The sequence below is a fragment of the Alkalihalobacterium sp. APHAB7 genome (assembly GCF_048323755.1).
Lineage (GTDB): Bacteria > Bacillota > Bacilli > Bacillales > Bacillaceae_F > Alkalihalobacterium.
The window spans coordinates 228,694-248,169 of record NZ_JBLWFS010000003.1 but is presented as its reverse complement, the minus strand read 5'-3'; the positions used below and the strand labels follow the sequence as shown (position 1 = coordinate 248,169).

The window sequence follows — 19,476 nt, the reverse complement described above, 5'->3', positions numbered from 1 at the left end:
TGTCTACATTATTAAAGTTGAGGTTTCCCCATAATAATTCGACCGGGGCTATAGTTTTCATTTAAGTAATTACTCGGGTCACTACTTATGAGGCGGATCACTTTATATTGTGACTCCCCAATATCTTCTACGACTAATAATCCACCTTCAACAGGAATCGTTTGTTGTTTTGCGTAGCTCGTTTCATCCTGTGGAAAAATCATCTCTTCAGGTAACATCGTATATAGGATCATTGTACAATATCACCGCCGCCTGCATGCTCTGCTCTACGTTCTTCAATTAAAGCATTAAGCTTCGTTAATGCATGGCTTAATCCGCCTACTTCATTAATAAGTCCATACTCTACAGCATCTCTTCCAATTACGTTTGTTCCGATGTCACGTGTTAAATTGCCTTTTGAAAACATTAACTCTTTAAACTTCTCTTCATCAATAGTAGAATGTTTCGTAACAAATCGAATAACTCTTTCTTGCATTTTATCTAAATATTCAAACGTTTGCGGCACACCTATAACTAGGCCAGTTAAGCGCACAGGGTGTATGGTCATAGTTGCTGTTTCAGCAATAAAACTGTAATTTGAAGCAGTTGCAATTGGTACACCTATAGAATGGCCGCCCCCTAATACAAGTGTTACAGTGGGTTTTGACATAGAAGCAATCATCTCAGAAATTGCCAATCCTGCTTCAACATCTCCACCAACTGTATTTAAAATAACTAACATTCCCTCTATCTTTGAATTTTGTTCAGTTGCTACAAGCTGTGGAATGATATGCTCATACTTCGTTGTTTTATTTTGAGGTGGTAACTGCATGTGACCTTCAATTTGGCCAACAATCGTCATGCAATGTAAGTTTGAAGCGTCCATATCAGGAACATTCGTTTGACCTAATTCTTGAATTTTATTTACAATGCTCGATTTAGGATCTAGTGCAGGCTTTTCATCACCTTGAGGTTGTTGTGGTTGATTAGACTCAGTCATTATAGGATCCTCCTTTATATATGTATCTAATGTTAGTATGTCGTGATAACGATGAATAATTCCCATAAGAAAATGAAAATGATATTGACATAAAATATAAGCACTACAAACTATCTTTACTAAGAGATTAAGCAATTATTCCTAATTAATAAGTATATTAATTTCTCCATAAAAAAAGAAGCGGACCACTCTCCGCTTCTTTTGTATTACACTTCCATAATAATTGGTAAAATCATTGGTCTACGTTTCGTTTTCTCGAATAAATACCGACTTAATACCTCTCTAATGCTACTTTTTAATGAAGACCATTCATTGACATTTTCAGTTACGCATTTTACTAAGGTTTGCTTTACCATTCCTGTTGCTTCATCAAGAAGCTTCTCTGATTCTCTTACATAGACAAAACCTCTTGAAATAATATCAGGCCCCGAGATAATTTCTCCGTTTGTTTTATTTAGTGTAACAACGACCACTAAGATACCATCTTTTGATAAGAGGCGACGGTCACGTAACACGATATTTCCAACGTCACCGATACCGAGTCCGTCAATTAGTACATTTCCAGATGGTACTTTACCAGCTTTTCTGCCAGCACCATCTTGAATTTCTACAACTTCCCCTTTTTCAACAAGGAAAATTTTCGAAGGGTTTATTCCTATTTCCGTAGCAAGATCCCGATGGGCGATTTGCATTCGATATTCACCGTGAATAGGAACAAAATATTTCGGCTTCATGAGATTTAACATTAGTTTTAGCTCTTCTGCACTACCGTGTCCTGACGCATGGACTTTCGTATGTCCATATACAACATCTGCGCCAATTCGATACAGTTGATCAATAATTTTAGAAACTGATTTCTCATTACCTGGAATTGGAGAGGCTGCAATAATGACAGTATCTTCACTCGATAGTGTAATTTGTCGGTGTGCTCCTCTAGCCATTCTTGTCAGAGCACTCATTGGCTCCCCTTGGCTACCTGTTGTAATGATCGCTACCTGATCCGGACGATAGTTTTTCACTTGATCAACATCTATAAATAGCTCGTCTGGAGCATTTAAATAACCTAAGTCATTTGCAATGGAGATGACTTTCTCCATACTTCGACCAACGATTGCAACTTTACGCTTTGCCTTTGCTGCAGCACTGATTACTTGTTGAATTCGATGTACATTGGAAGCAAATGTTGTAACTATAATTCTGTTCATTGTATTTTGAAATACGTCAGCGATACCTTGTCCTACAACAGTTTCAGAAAGAGTGTGTCCAGGTCGTTCTGCATTTGTGCTATCTGAAAGTAAGCACAGTACCCCTGCATCACCAATTGCAGCCATTTTTCCAATCTCTGCATGTTTCCCATCTACAGGAGTCTGATCAAACTTGAAATCCCCTGTATGTACAATTGATCCATGATTAGTTTTTATTACAACACCTACTGAATCTGGGATACTGTGATTAGTTCTAAAAAATGAAACTGGTGTTGAGCCGACCGTTATTTCTGAATTATTATCAATTAACCTTAATGTTGTTGATTTATATATTCCAGCTTCACGAAGTTTCGTCTCTACTAATCCAAGTGTTAATCTCGTTCCATAAACGGGTACTTTTAATTTTTGTAAAATATATGGCAAACCACCAATATGGTCTTCATGACCATGAGTTAGAATAATGGCACGGACACGGTCAGCGTTTTCAACTAGGTAAGATATATCTGGAATAACAATATCAACACCCAACATATCATCATCTGGAAACATTAAACCAGAGTCGATAACGATAATATCTTCCTCGACCTCTACCACATACATATTCTTGCCTATCTCGCCGACTCCCCCTAAGGCAAAAACCCTTATCTTTTCTGTATTTACTTTTGACAATTCATGTTCCTCCTAAATGCACAATAAAATAAATGCTTATTTCATAAAAGTATTTTTTGACTAACTATAAAAATATGGTGAAAAATCAATAGTATTCTACCGTACTGCAATGATAACTCGTCGTAGTTAAGGTAGAAGCTTCTCAAAAAAAACCATCAATTAAAACACACTTGGGATTAGCATAAGTTAATCTTTCGTGTTCATTCTGGAACTATTTAGTCCAATATTCATAGTTAGTCTGAGAAAAATTTGATTTGTATTACTAATGTTACTAATCGTTACAAGTTTATTTCTAGTGTCCTATAAATTACTGGGCGTGCCATCTGCCATAAACGTATTCTATTAGCCATTAAAATTTACCCGAACTAATCACTTGTTTGTAGTATAACTTAAATACGAATTAGAAAACAAGATGTATCTAGAAAAATTGGAACAATAAAACAGCTGAACCAAGTTCAGCTGTTCATAACCTGATATAAAATTTCTTTTTCGGCATTTGTTAAAGGAACAAGTGGTAGTCTAACACTACCTACATTAATTCCTTTTATTTGGAGTGCCATCTTTACACTAGTCGGATTTGGAGTTAAAAACAATGCTTTCATAAGTGGAAGGTGTTTGCGATGTAATTTTGCGGCCTCATTTACACTCCCTGCCTGAAACAATTGAACGATTTGTTGCATTTCATTCCCAATAATATGAGAAGCTACAGAAATAACACCGTTACCGCCGATTGCCATAGATGGCAATGTTAAGCTGTCGTCACCACTATACAACGTAAAATCAGTATCTGTTTTATCAATAATTGTGGCCATTTGTTCTAAATCACCGCTAGCTTCTTTAACACATACGATATTTTTTACTTTTGCTAGCTCAACAATTGTATCCACAGACATGTTTACTACTGATCGACCTGGAATATTGTACAGCATGACGGGTAAAGTTGTTGCATTAGCAATCGCTTTAAAATGTTCAATCATGCCTTGTTGAGATGGTTTATTATAGTAAGGTGCAACTGCCATTACTCCATTAATTCCAAGCAATGCAGCTTCCTGTGTTAGTTCAATTGAAGCTTGAGTATTATTCGTTCCTGTGCCAGCTATAACTGGTACTCTTCCATTAACAGTTTTTACGACAGTATCAAAAAGAGCTAACTTTTCATCTTTCGTTAAAGTCGGTGATTCACCTGTTGTACCTGCAACAACGAGTCCATCAGATCCATTGTTAATAAGGTGTTCAACAAGTAATTCAGTTTTGTGAAAATCTATAGCACCCTTCTCATCAAAAGGAGTCACCATCGCTGTTAAAACCCGACCAAAGTTCACTTTGTTCATCTCCTTAACTGTAGCTACAATACAGTATCATTCTTCCAATGAACGACTCGGTTCAAACATACTTTCTTTCTCAAGCTGAAACATATCATGTAAAGCATTAACTGCTTTAATCATATCATCACCTTTAACAAGTACCCAAATCGTCGTGTGTGAGTCTGCTGACTGTAAGATTTGTATGTTTTCTTTTGAAAGTGCAGCTACAATTTTTGCTGTAACCCCTGGAACTCCTGTCATTCCAGCCCCGACTGCTGAAATTTTGGCGCATTCTCGCGTAACTTGTGGCTCATATCCCATTTGTTCTAATACTTCTATAGCTCGATCTGCAACTTCTTCCATTACGGTATAAACGACACCTAATGGATTGATATTAATAAAGTCAACACTAATTTTTTCATTTGCCATTGCCTTAAATACTTTTTCTTGAAGATCATATTGACCTTCTTTAGCTAGGACCTTAATTTGTGTCACTTTAGCCAAGTTAGCAATTCCTGTAATTAGTCGATCTTGCACGTCTTGACCTTGTTGACCTCCTACGGTGGATGTTACAATCGTTCCTTTACTGTCTGAGTAAGTAGAACGAATGTGAATGGGTATTTTTGACTGCATCGCAATTTCTACTGCACGAGGGTGAATGACTTTGGCTCCTTGATAAGCCATATTACAAATTTCATTATACGTAACAACAGATAATGGTCTAGCTCCTTCAACAATACGAGGGTCTGCTGTCATTACACCTTCTACATCTGTAAATATATCAACCCACTCTGCTCCAATTGCTGCTCCAATTGCTGTTGCAGACGTGTCGCTACCGCCACGACCAAGAGTTGTGATATCACCCGTTTTCGATTGACCTTGAAACCCTGCTACAACTACTGCATCAACTTTTTCAAGTGTCTTTAATAACTTTTCACATTTCATTTCTAAGATTTTTGCATTTGAGAAATCATCGTTTGTTCTAAAGCCAGCTTGAGCACCGGTCATTGCTGTTGCCTGAACACCATAACTACTTAGTAAATCTGTAAAAACGACCGAAGAAATGACTTCTCCACATGAAAGAAGAAGATCTTGTTCTCTTTTCGGCACCGTTTTAGTGTTGATCAAATTCAGTAAGGTGTCGGTAGCATATGGATCGCCACTGCGACCCATCGCTGACACGACAACTATAACTTTATAACCATCATTTACTGATTTCTGAACATGACGTGCAGCTAATCGCCGCACCTCGTCATTTTTAACAGAAGTTCCACCAAACTTTTGAACAATTACCTTCATAGGACACCTACTCTTATTTCAATAATTGTAATTTCACTAAACTCTCTGCGATTTGAACTGAGTTCCATGCAGCACCCTTAAGAAGGTTATCTGAGACAATCCACATATGGAAGCCATTATCTCGATCTAAATCTTTTCGAATTCTACCCACAAATACATCATTTTTTCCAACACAATCAATTGCCATCGGATAAACTTGATTTGCTGGGTCATCTTGTAACGTCACACCTTGTGAAGAAGCTAGTAGTTGCTTAATTTCTTCAACTGTTGCTCCGCCCTTTTCCGTTTCAACGTATACCGATTCTGAATGACCTGTTTCAACTGGTAGACGAACGCAAGTAGCAGCTACTTCTAGTTCTGGCAGATGCATAATTTTTTTCGTCTCATTAATCATTTTCATTTCTTCAAAAGTGTATCCATTTTCTTGGAATTTATCGATTTGAGGAATCGCATTAAACGCAATTTGATAATGCTTTTTATCCCCACCTACTGGAAGAACTTCTGGAGTTACTTCTTTTCCTTCTAATAGGTCCTTCGTTTGTTCTTTCATTTCATTAATAGCATTTAACCCTGCACCAGATACAGCTTGGTACGTTGAAACAACAACTTTTTTAATACCATATTTTTCACGTAAAGGTTCAAGAGCAACTACCATTTGAATAGTTGAGCAATTAGGGTTTGCAATAATTCCGTTATGAAGTCTTAAATCTTCCTCATTTACTTCTGGTACAACTAGAGGTACATTTTCATCCATTCGGAACGCACTTGTATTATCAACACAAATCGCTCCACGCTTTGCTGCTTCTGGAGCTAACGCTTTAGAAACGGAACCTCCTGCACTGAATAATGCCAGTTGTACGCCTTCAAAACTTTCTGGAGTTGCTTCTTCAACAGTAATCTCTTCACCTTTAAAAATGATCTTCTTTCCTGCCGAACGCTTAGAAGAAAGTAGTTTAACTGATTGAATTGGAAAATCTCTTTCCTCTAATGTTTTTAACATTTGTTGACCTACCGCACCAGTTGCTCCAACGACCGCTATATGATATCCTTTTTCAACTGCCATGTTTCCTATCTCCCTTCAAGATTCATAGTTTAATAGTGGATGTTTTAAACACTCACCAAATAAGAAGTTCATATTGATGACATCTATTTTAACATACCAAAGCTTAAATGACAGTATATCACTTAAGCATCCTATTAAACTTTAAGGGAAATCTGTTTTTTTAGCAACAACGTTATAGGACTAGTCTTTGAATTTTTCCACTAAAACTGGTTGATATTGTTTACCAGCAATCGCAGACTCAATAGTTTCAGGTAATGCTTCCATTCTCGCTACAAGAGAGTTAGGTTTTACCTGTGGATTATCTTGACCAAATGGAACAAAATATATATTTTTAGTTGCCATTAAACGCATGATATTGACCCCATTTAACCCGAGTGCATCGTTAGTAGATATAGCTAGCACAACTGGCTTTCCATTTCGTAATGTGGCCTTAGCACCCATTAATACAGGTGAATCTGTCATTGCATTTGCAAATTTACTAGTTGAATTTCCTGTCATTGGTGCAATAACCATACAATCTAATGGCGTCTTTGGGCCAAATGGTTCAGCTTTTGGCATTGAATCTACAATATCCTCTTGTGTAATCTCTTTAATTTTTTGGATCCAATCTTCACTTTTTCCAAACTTAGTATCTGTTGATGCTACTGTATGAGTGACGAATGGAGTTACCTTAGCCCCCATTTCTACGAGCTTTTTCATTTCAGGTAACACTTCATCATACGTGCAATGAGAACCGGTTAATCCAAAGCCAATATGCTTCCCTTTTAATGACATGACCATGTCCTCCTTTTTATTTCTTGTCTTGATCTTTTAATAAAGTAGCTAACACGTTAGCTAATATTTGACCAGCTGTTTTGGGAGCTACTATTCCTGGTAAACCTGGAGCTAGCAAAGCTTTTATTCCCCTCTTTTCTGCATAACGGAAATCAGTACCACCTGGTTTAGATGCAAGGTCAATAATTAGTGAATTTGTAGGCATTTGTGCAATGACATCTGCCGAAACGATCAAGGTGGGGATCGTATTGATACAAATATCTACATTTGATACTTGATCAATTAACTTCGATGTGTGAAATGGTTGTAGACCCATTTCAGTAATTCGAGCAATATGACTGGAGTTTCTTGCTCCTACTTTCACATCTGCACCTAATGCTGCAAATGTTCTTGCTACTGACATACCGACACGACCGAAACCTATGACGACTACCTTTGAACTGTGAATCGTAATATCGGTATGTTGTATAGCCATCATAATAGTTCCTTCAACAGTAGGAATTGAATTATATATGGCAATGTCATCTCTTTCTAGTAACTTTACTAGTTTTCGATTTGCAGCTTTAACCGTTTGGTTTAGATAATCATTTGTGATCCCTGTATATACCACGCAATGGTCAGGTGTCTTTTTTAAAATCTCTTTTGTCAACTTGATCCCTTCATTTGAAAAAATCGTTTCTACTTCACCTTGTTGACCAGTTCCACTAACAGGCAAAAGAATGGCGTCTACTGTCTGAAAGTCGACCTCATCGATTTGCTTCTTCGTTGCACCGACAAATCCGTCATCCAGTTGTTCAAAGCCAACCATTGAGATTTTTCCATCAAGTGTCGAAAGCTTGCGGATAATTTCTAGTTGCCTTGCATCCCCGCCCATGATCACAATGTGTTTCCCAGTAAGCATTCTAGTCCTCCCCTTTCCTATTTAAATAACTTCTAAATAAGTAAATGTTATATCCTATACTTATTGATGTGGGGGTTGATTGGTGAGTCTATACCTAATATCTAAATCCTTAAGCGCTAGATGTTTAACCTTGTGCTAAGACTGGGGTACATCAGCTAAAACAGTAGTAATCTCTAATCCTTTTTGGCTATTTAAAATTCGTATTTGTTATTTCCTTAGCTATTTCACAACTAGCATATGTATTACATGCAAAATGGGTGAGTATTTAGTTCAATAATAAATACTGTTATACTTGAGACTTTCTTGACAGGTAAAGAAAACTCGCCGAATGGCGAGCTTTTAAGCGAAGACAGAGGTCCAGTTGCACCTAGACTTAAATTCCTAAAATTGTTTATTACATCGAATATATTCTTTTGCTAACAATTTATAAACTCTTCACATGGAAAAAAGACTGACAGATGTCAGCCTTTTTCCTTTGTTACTTATTAAAATTCTCCCATATCAATAATAATCATATCCGTTCCTATCTTTTTAATTTGATGCCAATATACTTTAACTTCTTTTTCCTTTTTTCCAAAGCCAAACCATTTCATCGTTGGAATAATAAACGCTTGAATTTGGCCGGTACTCTCATCAATCACAAGGTCAGTCTGTCCAAGAATACCTAATCGTTCTCCTTTTTGATAATCAATAATTTCTTTCCCGCTAATTTCACTTAACCTCACGTTTGTCCCCCCCAGTTGTCAAATCTTTTCCCCTTTATATTTCATATGAACAATTGGACAAAAAAATACCAGGTTCCGTTCAACCTGGTAATAAAAAGTGTGTTCTTATATTTTAATTATTGCAACCCTTTTGGTAATTCACCTTTTGGACTAATAAGTGAAATAGCAGGTGTACTTGTAAAAATTGTCTTGGCTAAATCATTAACAGACTCAATAGAGACATTGTTGATTTCCTCAATAATCTCATCTAGTGAGCGATGGCGTTTTAATAATAGTTCATTTTTACCATTTCGGCTCATTCGGCTGTTCGTACTCTCTAGACTTAACATTAAGTTTCCTTTGAGTTGTTCTTTTCCATTTTTAATTTCTTTTTCTTTTATACCTTCATTGCTTAGTTGTTCAACGGTTTCCATTACAGCATCGTACAATTCGTCTAATTGGTTAGGTGCAGTTCCTGAGTACAATGTTAATACCCCATCATCTTGGTAAGCGGTATGATAGGAAAACACAGAGTAAGCTAAGCCACGTTTTTCACGAATTTCTTGAAAGAGGCGACTGCTCATACTTCCACCTAAAATATTATTCAATAAAACAAGGCTATAAATATCTTCGTGTCCAATTTGTAAGCCTTGGTATCCAATACAAATATGGGCTTGTTCTGTTTCTTTCTTCCTAGCCATATGCTCCGCTAAAAATGCTGGCTTTTCAACCGTTCCTGCTCCAGTACTTTTCTCTACTGTTGAGAATGTTTCCTTAATTTTATCAATTAATTTCTCATCTACATTACCTGCTATTGACACGACTACATTTTCTGCGGTGTAATATCTCTTCATATAGTCACGCAGTAAATCCGCATCAAACGAAGTTAACGTTTCAACGGTACCGAGAATTGGTAATCCAAGTGGATGTTCACCGTAACTAGCCTTCGACAATAGATCATGAACAATGTCATCTGGCGTATCATCTACCATTTTAATTTCTTCGAAAACTACATTCTTTTCTTTTTCAAGCTCTTCAGGAGCAAAGACAGAGTTAAAGAACATATCAGCTAAAACGTCTAAAGCATAATCTGCATGCTCATCTAAAACTTTAGAATAATAGCACGTATATTCTTTAGAAGTAAATGCATTCACTTGACCACCGATGCAATCAAATGATTCCGCAATATCGGCAGCTGAACGCGTCGTTGTTCCTTTAAAAAACATATGCTCTAAAAAGTGAGAAACACCATTTTCACGTTTTTCTTCGAATCTAGAACCTGTTCCAATCCAAATACCAATTGAAACGGAACGAACATGAGGTATTTGTTCGACAAGTATACGTAATCCATTTGGCAATTCAACTTTTTGTATCAATATACATCCCCCTAACTTAGTCTAGGGTTACACCAAAATTTATTCTTGACTCATCCATTAAGTGTGATACGGTACCAATTTGATAGCCTTTGTTTTTAATGCCGACAATCATTTGCTCCAGACCTGCTGCAGTAGATGAAGTCGGGTGCATTAATACCATAGCTCCAGGATGAACTTTACTCAAAACTCTTTGTGCCATTGATTGCGGATCTGGTCGTTTCCAATCCACCGTATCAACACTCCACATGATTGTTTTCATATTTAAGTTAGCAGCAATATCAACCACTTCCTGTCGAAAGCTACCACTAGGAGGAGCAAACCACTTTGGTGTAACTTCTAATGTTGCATAGATTACTTCATTTGTTTTCTTAAGTTCTTCACTAATTCGTGCAGCTGATAGTTGTTTCATATCTGGATGTGAATAGGCATGGTTACCAATCTCATGACCTTCTTCAAGTATCATTTTAGCCAATTTGGGATTATTTTTCACCCAAGAGCCATCCAAAAAGAAAGTCGACTTCACATCATGCTCATTCATAACCTTCAGCATATCAGGTAAATATTCATTTCCCCATGCTACATTTACAAGAAGGCTAACCATTGGCTTTTCTGGGTTACCTTTATAGATGGGCAGTGGAGGCAAGTCATCTAAATGAACTTTTGGCTCTATTTCACGAAATACAAGCTTATGCTTATCAAAGGCAGCTTCTTTTTTCATTTTTTGATATGAAGCTTCAACGTCTACTTGCACGCCATTATAACCTGGGACAGCTTTCCAAACTTTATCTGCAACTGCGTCAATAGGCTCCTTTTCATACTTTTTCGCCTCAGTCGCAATTTGTTCATATAGTGGGTCTTGCATCTTAGAAACCATGATTGACTCTTGCTTCAATTGGTCTATGTAATTCACTGAAAATGGGTTTTGGATCGTCCCATATGCAATAAGAATGATAAAGAGAAAGATAATTAAGTGAACACCATACTTGCTTTTCATCGCTCTACCCCCTTGTACTAAATCGTATGCACCGTTTGGACAGGGTAGAACAAGCTAGCTATGAAAAGTAGGACCTATTCTTTATGAGTGCTTAAAAAGAGACTGGTCACTGTCCAGCCTCTCCTTATTAACTTTCTTGCTTTTGTTCTTTGAGTAATACTTTACGCGATAAGTTTACACGTCCTTGTGGGTCAATTTCAGTAACTTTCACTAAAATTTCATCACCAATCTTTACAACATCTTCAACTTTATTGACACGTTCTTCCGCCAACTGTGAAATGTGAACGAGACCGTCTTTACCTTTGAAAAGCTCAACAAAAGCACCAAATTTTTCAATACGTTTAACTTTTCCTAAATAAGTTTGTCCAACTTCTACTTCACGAACGATGTCTTCTATGATTGATTTTGCTTTTAGGTTCATTTCATGATTAACAGAAGAGATATACACTGTTCCATCTTGTTCTATATCAATTTTAACTCCTGTATCTTCAATGATTTTATTAATCATTTTTCCACTTGGACCAATTACATCACGGATTTTATCCGGGTTAATTTTCATTGTTAAAATCTTAGGTGCATATTCTGACAGTTCAGTACGTGAATTACCAATTGCAGATAACATACTGTCTAAAATGATCATACGACCGCGTTTTGCTTGCTCTAGTGCTTCCTTTAAGATGTTACGATCAATTCCACTGATCTTAATATCCATTTGTAAGGCAGTTACACCATCTTTTGTTCCTGCTACTTTAAAGTCCATATCACCTAAGGCATCTTCCATTCCTTGAATATCTGTTAATACGGTAACATCATCGCCTGATTTAACAAGACCCATAGCAATACCAGCAACAGGCGCTTTAATTGGTACACCCGCATCCATCATCGCTAACGTACTTGCACAAATCGATGCTTGGGATGTCGAACCATTTGATTCAAGAACTTCTGACACTAAACGGATTGTATACGGGAAGTCGTTTTCATTTGGAATAACTGGCTCTAATGCACGCTCACCAAGTGCACCATGTCCAATTTCACGACGCCCTGGACCTCTAATTGGCCCTGTTTCCCCAACACTAAACTGTGGGAAGTTATAGTGGTGCATAAAACGTTTTGATTCTTCAATTCCTAAGCCATCAAGAATTTGAACATCACCTAATGGCCCTAATGTACAAATACTAAGCGCTTGAGTTTGTCCACGTGTGAATAAACCTGAACCATGCGTTCTTGGTAATAACTTAACTTGTGAAGCAAGAGAGCGAATTTCATCAATTGCTCTTCCATCTGGACGCACTTTTTCTTTTGTTATTAAACGTCGAACTTCTTCTTTTACAATTTTATGTAAAATTTCTTTTACTTGTGATAAATTAACTTCTTCATTATCTTCAGCTTCGAATTTTGCTAATGTTTCATTCATAACTGAATCAATTGCATCTTGACGAGCGTGTTTTTCAACAACTTGTACAGCTTGTTTTAAGTCTGACTCTGCGATTGTACGAACTTGTTGCTCTAACTCTGGATCAAGTTCTCTTAAAGCTACTTCCTTCTTCTCTTTACCAACTTTAGCAACAATCTCTTCTTGGAATGCAATAAGACGTTTAATTTCGTCATGACCAAACATAATAGCTTCTAACATGACTTCCTCGGAAACTTCGTCCGCACCGGCTTCAACCATGTTAATGGCTTCTTTTGTACCTGCTACTACTAAATTAATATCACTGTTCTCTAGTTGAGCTGGTGTCGGATTAATAACAAACTCATCATTAATTCGACCTACTGTAACACCAGCAATCGGACCATCGAACGGGATATCAGAAATACTTAGTGCTAAACTTGAACCAATCATTGCAGCCATTTCCGAAGAGCAATCTTGGTCCACACTCATAACAATACTAATAACTTGAACTTCGTTACGGAAACCATCAGCAAAAAGTGGACGAATCGGGCGGTCGATTAGTCGACTTGCGAGTATTGCTTTTTCACTAGGACGTCCCTCACGTTTGATAAAGCCTCCTGGAATTTTCCCTACAGCATAAAGGCGTTCTTCATAATTTACTGTAAGTGGGAAGAACGGTAAATCTTTTGGTTCTTTTGAAGCTGTTACAGTTGAAAGTACAGCAGTGTCACCGTACCGGACCATAACAGCACCATTTGCTTGCTTTGCTAATTGACCCGTTTCAACTGTCAATTGTCGCCCAGCCCATTCAAAAGAAAAAACTTGGTTTTCTTGTTTCATACAGGTATATACTCCTCTCGTTAAACAAAATCGTTCAATCTTTCTTTATTATTACCTATTTATACTTAAAATAAAAGAATAAATCAAATACACAACAAAATGGATAAAATAACCATTAATTTTCCCTAATAAAAAAGCGGGAATGCTCCCGCTTTTTATTAAGTGTTAACTTGTGATTAGCGACGTAATCCTAGCTTATCAACAAGGTTACGGTAACGAATTACATCTTTATTACGTAGGTACGTTAAAAGATTACGACGTTGCCCAACCATTTTCAAAAGACCACGACGTGAGTGGTGATCCTTCTTATGAGTACGTAAGTGCCCATTTAATGTGTTGATTTGCTCAGTAAGGATAGCGATTTGTACTTCTGGAGAACCAGTGTCACTCTCATGAGTTTTATACTCACTGATGATCTCGTTCTTACGTTCTTGTGTTAGTGCCATCCTATCCACCTCCTTCAAAATAATCACCAATTCCCTAGCAAAACGTCGGTGAAGCGATTTTGCCAAGCAAAGGTTTTTTGTACTTTTAGTACAAATACTAGAATACATTTTTTTTGGGGTAAATGCAAGTTATTTAGCTTTATTTAATTGAAAATACCTTTCAGCTGCATTTTTATCTAATTCGATTTGTGCAATAAGTTCATCCATTGATCCAAACTTTTTCTCTGTTCTAATATACTGATGGAAAGTAAGCGAAGTAGCTTCATCATAGATATCTTCTTTAAAATCAAATAAATGTACTTCAATTGTCGGCTGAGCTTCTTCATCTTTAAAGGTCGGCCGATATCCGATGTTACAAACACCTTCATGTTTTATTCCTTTTACATCCAACGTAACAGCATAGACACCTAGCTTAGGGATCATATATCGATTCGTTAAATTAATATTAGCAGTAGGAAAACCAATAGTTCGTCCACGTTTATCTCCGTGTACTACAACACCCTCGACAACATAATGACGCCCAAGAAGGTCAGTAAGCTCAGCAACTGCTCCATCTTCAATCTTACTTCTAATTAATGTTGAACTAATCTTTAGTTCGCCTAACTGAACTTTATTTACTGTTGTCTGGTCAAATAGGCCTCTAGAGTGGAAAGGCAACGTTTCCATTGTTCCTTTTCCTAGATGACCGTAACTGTAATCAAAACCTGCCACTACATGCTTTACATGCATATTGATCAAATAGTCATCCACGAATTGTTGAGGGGTTAGTTTAGAGAATGACTCATCAAACTGAACAACAAATAGTTGGTCCACACCTAATTCAGATAATACTTTAATTTTTTTATCTAACGGTGTGATATACATCATTGGTTCAGTTGGATTTCGTAAAACTTCTTTTGGATGCGGATTAAAAGTCATAACCGAAGTTAGTAAACCTTTTTCAATTGCAATCTTCTTTGCCGTCTCAATGACCTTTTGATGACCTATATGCACCCCGTCAAAGTAGCCAAGAGCCATAACTGTGGGTTTTTCGTTTCTAACCTTTAGCGGGTAGGTTAACTGGATAACGTCCAATGTCTTTCACCTTCTTTTTGTTGAGAGCAACTACAGTTAACTCAACATTTTCTCTGGTTTGATTAAACCTTGTTTAGTTGGATGTGGTTGGTAGATTGCTAAACATACTCCGTCTTCATTATATACAGAAAATCGATTTTCATCTAATGATTTAAACTGTGGTAATACGGATCCGTTTCTAATTTTTTCCTCAGTTACTTTATCAACGACAATTGTAGGAAAGTGTTTGATAGCATCTTCTATTGGTAATAGTACGTTTTGGACTTCATTTTTTTCTACCATGTCCTCTAGTTGTTCAAATGTAAAGCAATCTGATAATTGAAATGGACCAGAAGCGATACGTTGTAAATAAGACATATGTGCTGGGTAACCTAATTTTTTTCCGATATCCACCGCAAGTGTACGAACGTATGTACCTTTACTGCATTTCACTCGGAATGAAAATGACACGGTATTATCAATTCGTTTAATTTCTTCTTCTACTAATTGTATATCGTATATGTACACTCGTCTAATAGGTCGTTCAACTTCAATTCCCGCTCTAGCATATTCGTATAATTTCTTGCCTTTTACTTTCACAGCAGAATACATAGGCGGAACTTGATCAACCTCACCTATAAACGCTTGTAGAACTTGCTTCACCTGTTCTATTGTTGGTATCATATCTACGTTTCTTTGCTCGACGACCTCACCACTGCTGTCTTCAGTTGTTGTAGACGAACCAAGCGTAACTACTCCAACGTATTCTTTCGGGTAATCGGTCATATACTCGGCCACTTTTGTCGCTTTTCCTATACAAATAGGTAATACACCTGTTACATCGGGATCTAATGTACCTGTATGTCCAATTTTTTTCGTTTTTAATAATTTACGCAGACGGAAAACACAATCGTGGGACGTCATTCCTTTAGGTTTCAATAAAGGTAATATTCCGTTATATACCAAATCAGTCACCTCATTTATGTAAGTACAACTACCTTGAAAAAAAGAAGCTGACTCCAAAAGCAAAGAGTCATCTACCTCACTTCTAAACGAACCAGTACGGTCGTTCATTTTGTAAGGTATAAAGACACTTATGGGTCAGCCTCTTCTTAATTAATCATTTTTTTGTTTGTTAATTTCAGTCAATAACGTTTCAATTCGGTTACCATATTCAATGGACTCATCAAATTCAAACTCAATTTCTGGAGTTTTTCGTAGACGTATTCGTTTTCCAATCTCAGTTCGAATAAATCCTTTTGCTTTTGATAGCCCTTGGATCGTATCCTCTTTCTCTTTTTCATCACCGAGTACAGTGATGTAAACTTTTGCCTGCTGCAAGTCACCGGTTACATCAACACCTGTAACTGTTACAAATCGTACTCTCGGATCTTTAATTTCACGCATGATAATGTCGCTAAGTTCTTTCTTCATTTGCTCCCCAACACGGTTTGCTCTAACATTACTCATTTAAAGTCACCTCACTAATAGCTATTACAGCCATTCATAGTTTGTAACTGTTCGTTCCAATTCAGTCATACGATCAATAAAAGATAAAACTCGATCTATTTCCTGCTCTGCCACATTTTTATTTGCGGATACAGTTACAACTGCAATTTCTGATCGCTGCCAAACATTCTGATGTCCAATTTCTGCAACCGATACATTAAAACGTTGTTTTAACCTTGTTATTAAACTTTTTAAAACTGAGCGTTTGTCCTTTAAAGACTGGGCGTTATAAATTAATAGTTCACAGTAAACTGCACCTATTGTCATTTACGTTTAATTTCCTCCATGACGTAAGCTTCGATAATATCGCCTTCTTTGACATCATTAAAGTTCTCTAATGTAATTCCACATTCATAACCAGCTGAAACTTCTTTAGCGTCATCTTTAAAGCGTTTAAGAGCATTAATTGCACCTTCATAAATAACAATTCCATCACGGATTAAACGTACTGTAGAATCACGTGTAATCTTACCGTCTGTAACATATGAACCAGCAATCATACCGATTTTTGAAACTTTAAACGTTTGACGAATTTCTACTTGACCAATAACTTTTTCTTCATATTCAGGGTCAAGCATTCCCTTCATCGCACTCTCAATTTCTTCAATTACATTATAAATAATTCGGTGGAGTCGAATATCAACGTTTTCTGAATCAGCTACTCTCTTCGTATTAGCATCTGGACGAACATTAAAACCAATAACGATAGCGTTGGATGCTGCAGCTAAAATGATATCCGATTCAGTGATTGCTCCTACACCTGTATGAATAATGTTAACCTTTACACCTGCAACGTCAATCTTTTCTAGTGAACCACGTAATGCCTCAACTGACCCTTGAACGTCACCTTTAATGATAACGTTAATTTCTTTAATCTCCCCTTGTTGGATTTGATTAAACAAATCATCAAGGCTTACTTTAGATGTTTCGTTTCGCTCTTCATCACGTTGACGAATCATACGAGTCTCACCAATTTGACGAGCCGTTTTCTCATCTTCAAACACTTTAAATTGATCCCCAGCATGTGGAACATCATTTAATCCAGTAATTTCAACAGGAGCTGCCGGTCCAACTGATTTCACACGACGACCTAAATCATTTGTCATAGCACGTACTCGACCAAATGCATTACCTACTACGATAGGGTCACCGACCTTCAAAGTTCCTGATTGAACTAACAACGTTGCTACTGGTCCGCGCCCTTTATCTAATTGAGCTTCAATAACAGTACCTCTTGCTAAACTGTTTGGATTTGCTTTATATTCTTCTACCTCAGCAACAAGTAAAATCATTTCAAGTAATTCATCAATACCTTCTCCTTGTAGCGCAGATACTGGAACAAAAATTGTATCCCCACCCCAAGCTTCTGGTACTAATTCGAACTCAGTTAACTCTTGCATAACTCGATCAGGGTTTGCAGCTTCCTTATCCATTTTGTTTACAGCAACAATAATTGGGACACCTGCTGCCTTAGCATGACTAATTGCTTCTTTAGTCTGAGGCATAACACCGTCATCAGCCGCAACAACAAGAATAGTAATATCGGTAACTTGAGCACCACGAGCACGCATCGTTGTAAACGCAGCGTGTCCTGGTGTATCTAAGAACGTAATACGCTTTCCTTCGACTTCTACTTGATAAGCACCTATGTGCTGCGTAATCCCACCAGCTTCTCCAGCCGTTACTTTTGTATTACGAATTGAATCCAATAATGTTGTTTTTCCGTGGTCAACGTGTCCCATAATGGTTACAACTGGAGGACGCTCCTGTAATTCAGCTTCGTTCTCCTCTTCCACAAATTCTTCGAAGTTTGTTTCATCAATAATAATTTCTTCTTCTACCTCTACACCAAAATCACCAGCGATTAATTCAATCGATTCTTTATCTAATTCTTGGTTAATCGTTGCCATTACACCTAAGAATAGTAATTTTTTAATGATTTCTGATGGTTCTTTGTGAAGTTTCTTTGCAAGTTCACCTACTGTTAAAGTACCTGAGTATGTAACCTTTTCAGGAAGTGCTTGTTTAACAGGTTTTTGTTGTACTTGGTTATGCTGTTGATTGTTGTTTTTCCCTTTTGGCTTCTTGTTGTTGCCTTTTTTATTATTATTCTTTTGTTGATTATTCCCTTTATCATCGTTGTGTGTTTTTTTCATTTTCGACGGTTGGTCTTCTTTCTTTTTATTTGAAGAAACTTCTTCTTTATTATTTTCATTTCCCTTACTTTCCCCAATAAGCTTTTTCATTGCTTCCTCATCAATAACAGACATGTGATTTGCGACAGAAAAACCTAAAGTTTTTAGTTTTTCGATAACTTCCTTACTGGTAATGTTTTTTTCTTTTGCATATTCATATATTCGCATCTTCCTCATATGTTTACCTCCACCTTTATTGATCGATTAGTGAGATCAACTTCTTCGCAAAGCCTTGGTCGATAACACCTAATACGACTCTCTCTCTCTTCCCTATAGCTTGGCCAAGTAGTTCTCTCGTTCCAGTCATTCGGATAGGTGTATTATAAAATGAACATTTATCGTTTAACTTTTTCTCTGTTGCTTCAGATGCATCTGTAGAAACGATAACAAGATAAACTTGTTTTTTTCGAACTTCTTTTATAACCAACTCTTCGCCTGAAACGATTTTTCGTGCTCTAGCTGCAAGCCCTAAAAGAGACAACCATTTATTTTCGTTCATTTTTTCCCAACCTGTTCAATTAATTGATCATAAATCTCTTCACTTACTTTTATATTAAGTTGCTTAGAAAGGATATCTTTTTTCTTCGCTTGTTCAAAGTATTCTTTCCCGTTAGATATGTATGCACCTCGTCCATTCTTTTTTCCCGTTTGATCAATAGAAACTTCCCCTTCTGGAGAGCGAACGACCCGAATGAGTTCTTTCTTAGGCTTCATTTCGTTGGTGACGATACATTTACGAAGTGGAACTTTCCGTTGCTTCATTGGCTCCATC

General features: G+C 37.0%; 20 protein-coding genes. All 20 read right to left on the bottom strand.

What is annotated here, in order from left to right; all coding sequences use genetic code 11:
- Window positions 1-11 precede the first annotated feature (11 nt).
- Window positions 12-233: a YlzJ-like family protein gene (locus ACNSTQ_RS05280; protein WP_418198794.1), complete on the bottom strand. Its 222-nt coding sequence runs from the start codon at window positions 231-233 to the stop codon at window positions 12-14.
- Window positions 230-979, bottom strand: coding sequence for a ClpP family protease (locus ACNSTQ_RS05275; protein WP_418198793.1), 750 nt, complete (start codon window positions 977-979; stop codon window positions 230-232). Before ACNSTQ_RS05275 ends, ACNSTQ_RS05280 begins: the two co-directional genes overlap by 4 nt.
- A 206-nt stretch (window positions 980-1,185) precedes the next feature.
- Window positions 1,186-2,853, bottom strand: coding sequence for a ribonuclease J (locus tag ACNSTQ_RS05270; RefSeq protein ID WP_418198792.1), 1,668 nt, complete (start codon window positions 2,851-2,853; stop codon window positions 1,186-1,188).
- Window positions 2,854-3,308: 455 nt separating this feature from the next.
- Window positions 3,309-4,184 carry a 4-hydroxy-tetrahydrodipicolinate synthase gene (gene dapA / locus ACNSTQ_RS05265; RefSeq protein WP_418198791.1) on the bottom strand — a complete coding sequence of 292 codons (876 nt, stop codon included), beginning with the start codon at window positions 4,182-4,184 and terminating at the stop codon, window positions 3,309-3,311.
- A gap of 27 nt (window positions 4,185-4,211) precedes the next feature.
- Window positions 4,212-5,456 (bottom strand): aspartate kinase, encoded by a 1,245-nt coding sequence (gene dapG / locus ACNSTQ_RS05260; protein WP_418198790.1) that lies wholly within the window; start codon window positions 5,454-5,456, stop codon window positions 4,212-4,214.
- A 13-nt stretch (window positions 5,457-5,469) separates the two neighbouring features.
- The gene (gene asd / locus ACNSTQ_RS05255; protein ID WP_418198789.1) at window positions 5,470-6,519 is read right to left on the bottom strand and encodes an aspartate-semialdehyde dehydrogenase; all 1,050 of its coding nucleotides are present in this window, start codon (window positions 6,517-6,519) and stop codon (window positions 5,470-5,472) included.
- Window positions 6,520-6,699: 180 nt separating this feature from the next.
- Complete coding sequence (locus ACNSTQ_RS05250; RefSeq protein WP_418198788.1) at window positions 6,700-7,293, bottom strand: dipicolinate synthase subunit B; 594 nt, start codon at window positions 7,291-7,293, stop codon at window positions 6,700-6,702.
- 16 nt (window positions 7,294-7,309) lie between these two features.
- Entirely contained in the window at window positions 7,310-8,194 is an 885-nt protein-coding gene (dpaA, locus tag ACNSTQ_RS05245) for a dipicolinic acid synthetase subunit A (RefSeq protein WP_418198787.1), read from the bottom strand.
- Between the two features lie 485 nt (window positions 8,195-8,679).
- Entirely contained in the window at window positions 8,680-8,919 is a 240-nt protein-coding gene (locus ACNSTQ_RS05240; RefSeq protein WP_418198786.1) for a YlmC/YmxH family sporulation protein, read from the bottom strand.
- A 116-nt stretch (window positions 8,920-9,035) separates the two neighbouring features.
- Entirely contained in the window at window positions 9,036-10,274 is a 1,239-nt protein-coding gene (locus tag ACNSTQ_RS05235) for a M16 family metallopeptidase (RefSeq protein ID WP_418198785.1), read from the bottom strand.
- Between the two features lie 16 nt (window positions 10,275-10,290).
- A complete protein-coding gene (locus ACNSTQ_RS05230) occupies window positions 10,291-11,268 on the bottom strand; it encodes a polysaccharide deacetylase family protein (RefSeq protein ID WP_418198784.1) in 978 nt (325 codons plus the stop codon).
- 127 nt (window positions 11,269-11,395) lie between these two features.
- Window positions 11,396-13,501: a polyribonucleotide nucleotidyltransferase gene (gene pnp, locus ACNSTQ_RS05225; RefSeq protein WP_418198783.1), complete on the bottom strand. Its 2,106-nt coding sequence runs from the start codon at window positions 13,499-13,501 to the stop codon at window positions 11,396-11,398.
- Between the two features lie 176 nt (window positions 13,502-13,677).
- Window positions 13,678-13,947, bottom strand: a complete 270-nt coding sequence (gene rpsO, locus ACNSTQ_RS05220) for a 30S ribosomal protein S15 (protein ID WP_418198782.1) — start codon at window positions 13,945-13,947, stop codon at window positions 13,678-13,680.
- 129 nt (window positions 13,948-14,076) lie between these two features.
- The gene (ribF, locus tag ACNSTQ_RS05215) at window positions 14,077-15,021 is read right to left on the bottom strand and encodes a bifunctional riboflavin kinase/FAD synthetase (RefSeq protein ID WP_418198781.1); all 945 of its coding nucleotides are present in this window, start codon (window positions 15,019-15,021) and stop codon (window positions 14,077-14,079) included.
- Window positions 15,022-15,057: 36 nt separating this feature from the next.
- Entirely contained in the window at window positions 15,058-15,966 is a 909-nt protein-coding gene (gene truB, locus ACNSTQ_RS05210; RefSeq protein ID WP_418198780.1) for a tRNA pseudouridine(55) synthase TruB, read from the bottom strand.
- Between the two features lie 150 nt (window positions 15,967-16,116).
- A complete protein-coding gene (rbfA, locus tag ACNSTQ_RS05205) occupies window positions 16,117-16,470 on the bottom strand; it encodes a 30S ribosome-binding factor RbfA (protein WP_418198779.1) in 354 nt (117 codons plus the stop codon).
- 24 nt (window positions 16,471-16,494) lie between these two features.
- Window positions 16,495-16,776, bottom strand: coding sequence for a DUF503 domain-containing protein (locus ACNSTQ_RS05200; protein ID WP_418198778.1), 282 nt, complete (start codon window positions 16,774-16,776; stop codon window positions 16,495-16,497).
- Window positions 16,773-18,881 (bottom strand): translation initiation factor IF-2, encoded by a 2,109-nt coding sequence (infB, locus tag ACNSTQ_RS05195; RefSeq protein WP_418198777.1) that lies wholly within the window; start codon window positions 18,879-18,881, stop codon window positions 16,773-16,775. Before infB ends, ACNSTQ_RS05200 begins: the two co-directional genes overlap by 4 nt.
- Window positions 18,882-18,897: 16 nt before the next feature.
- A complete protein-coding gene (locus ACNSTQ_RS05190) occupies window positions 18,898-19,203 on the bottom strand; it encodes a YlxQ family RNA-binding protein (RefSeq protein WP_418198776.1) in 306 nt (101 codons plus the stop codon).
- Window positions 19,200-19,466: an RNase P modulator RnpM gene (gene rnpM, locus ACNSTQ_RS05185; RefSeq protein WP_418198775.1), complete on the bottom strand. Its 267-nt coding sequence runs from the start codon at window positions 19,464-19,466 to the stop codon at window positions 19,200-19,202. The genes ACNSTQ_RS05190 and rnpM overlap by 4 nt, the downstream gene beginning before the upstream one ends.
- Window positions 19,467-19,476 lie beyond the last annotated feature (10 nt).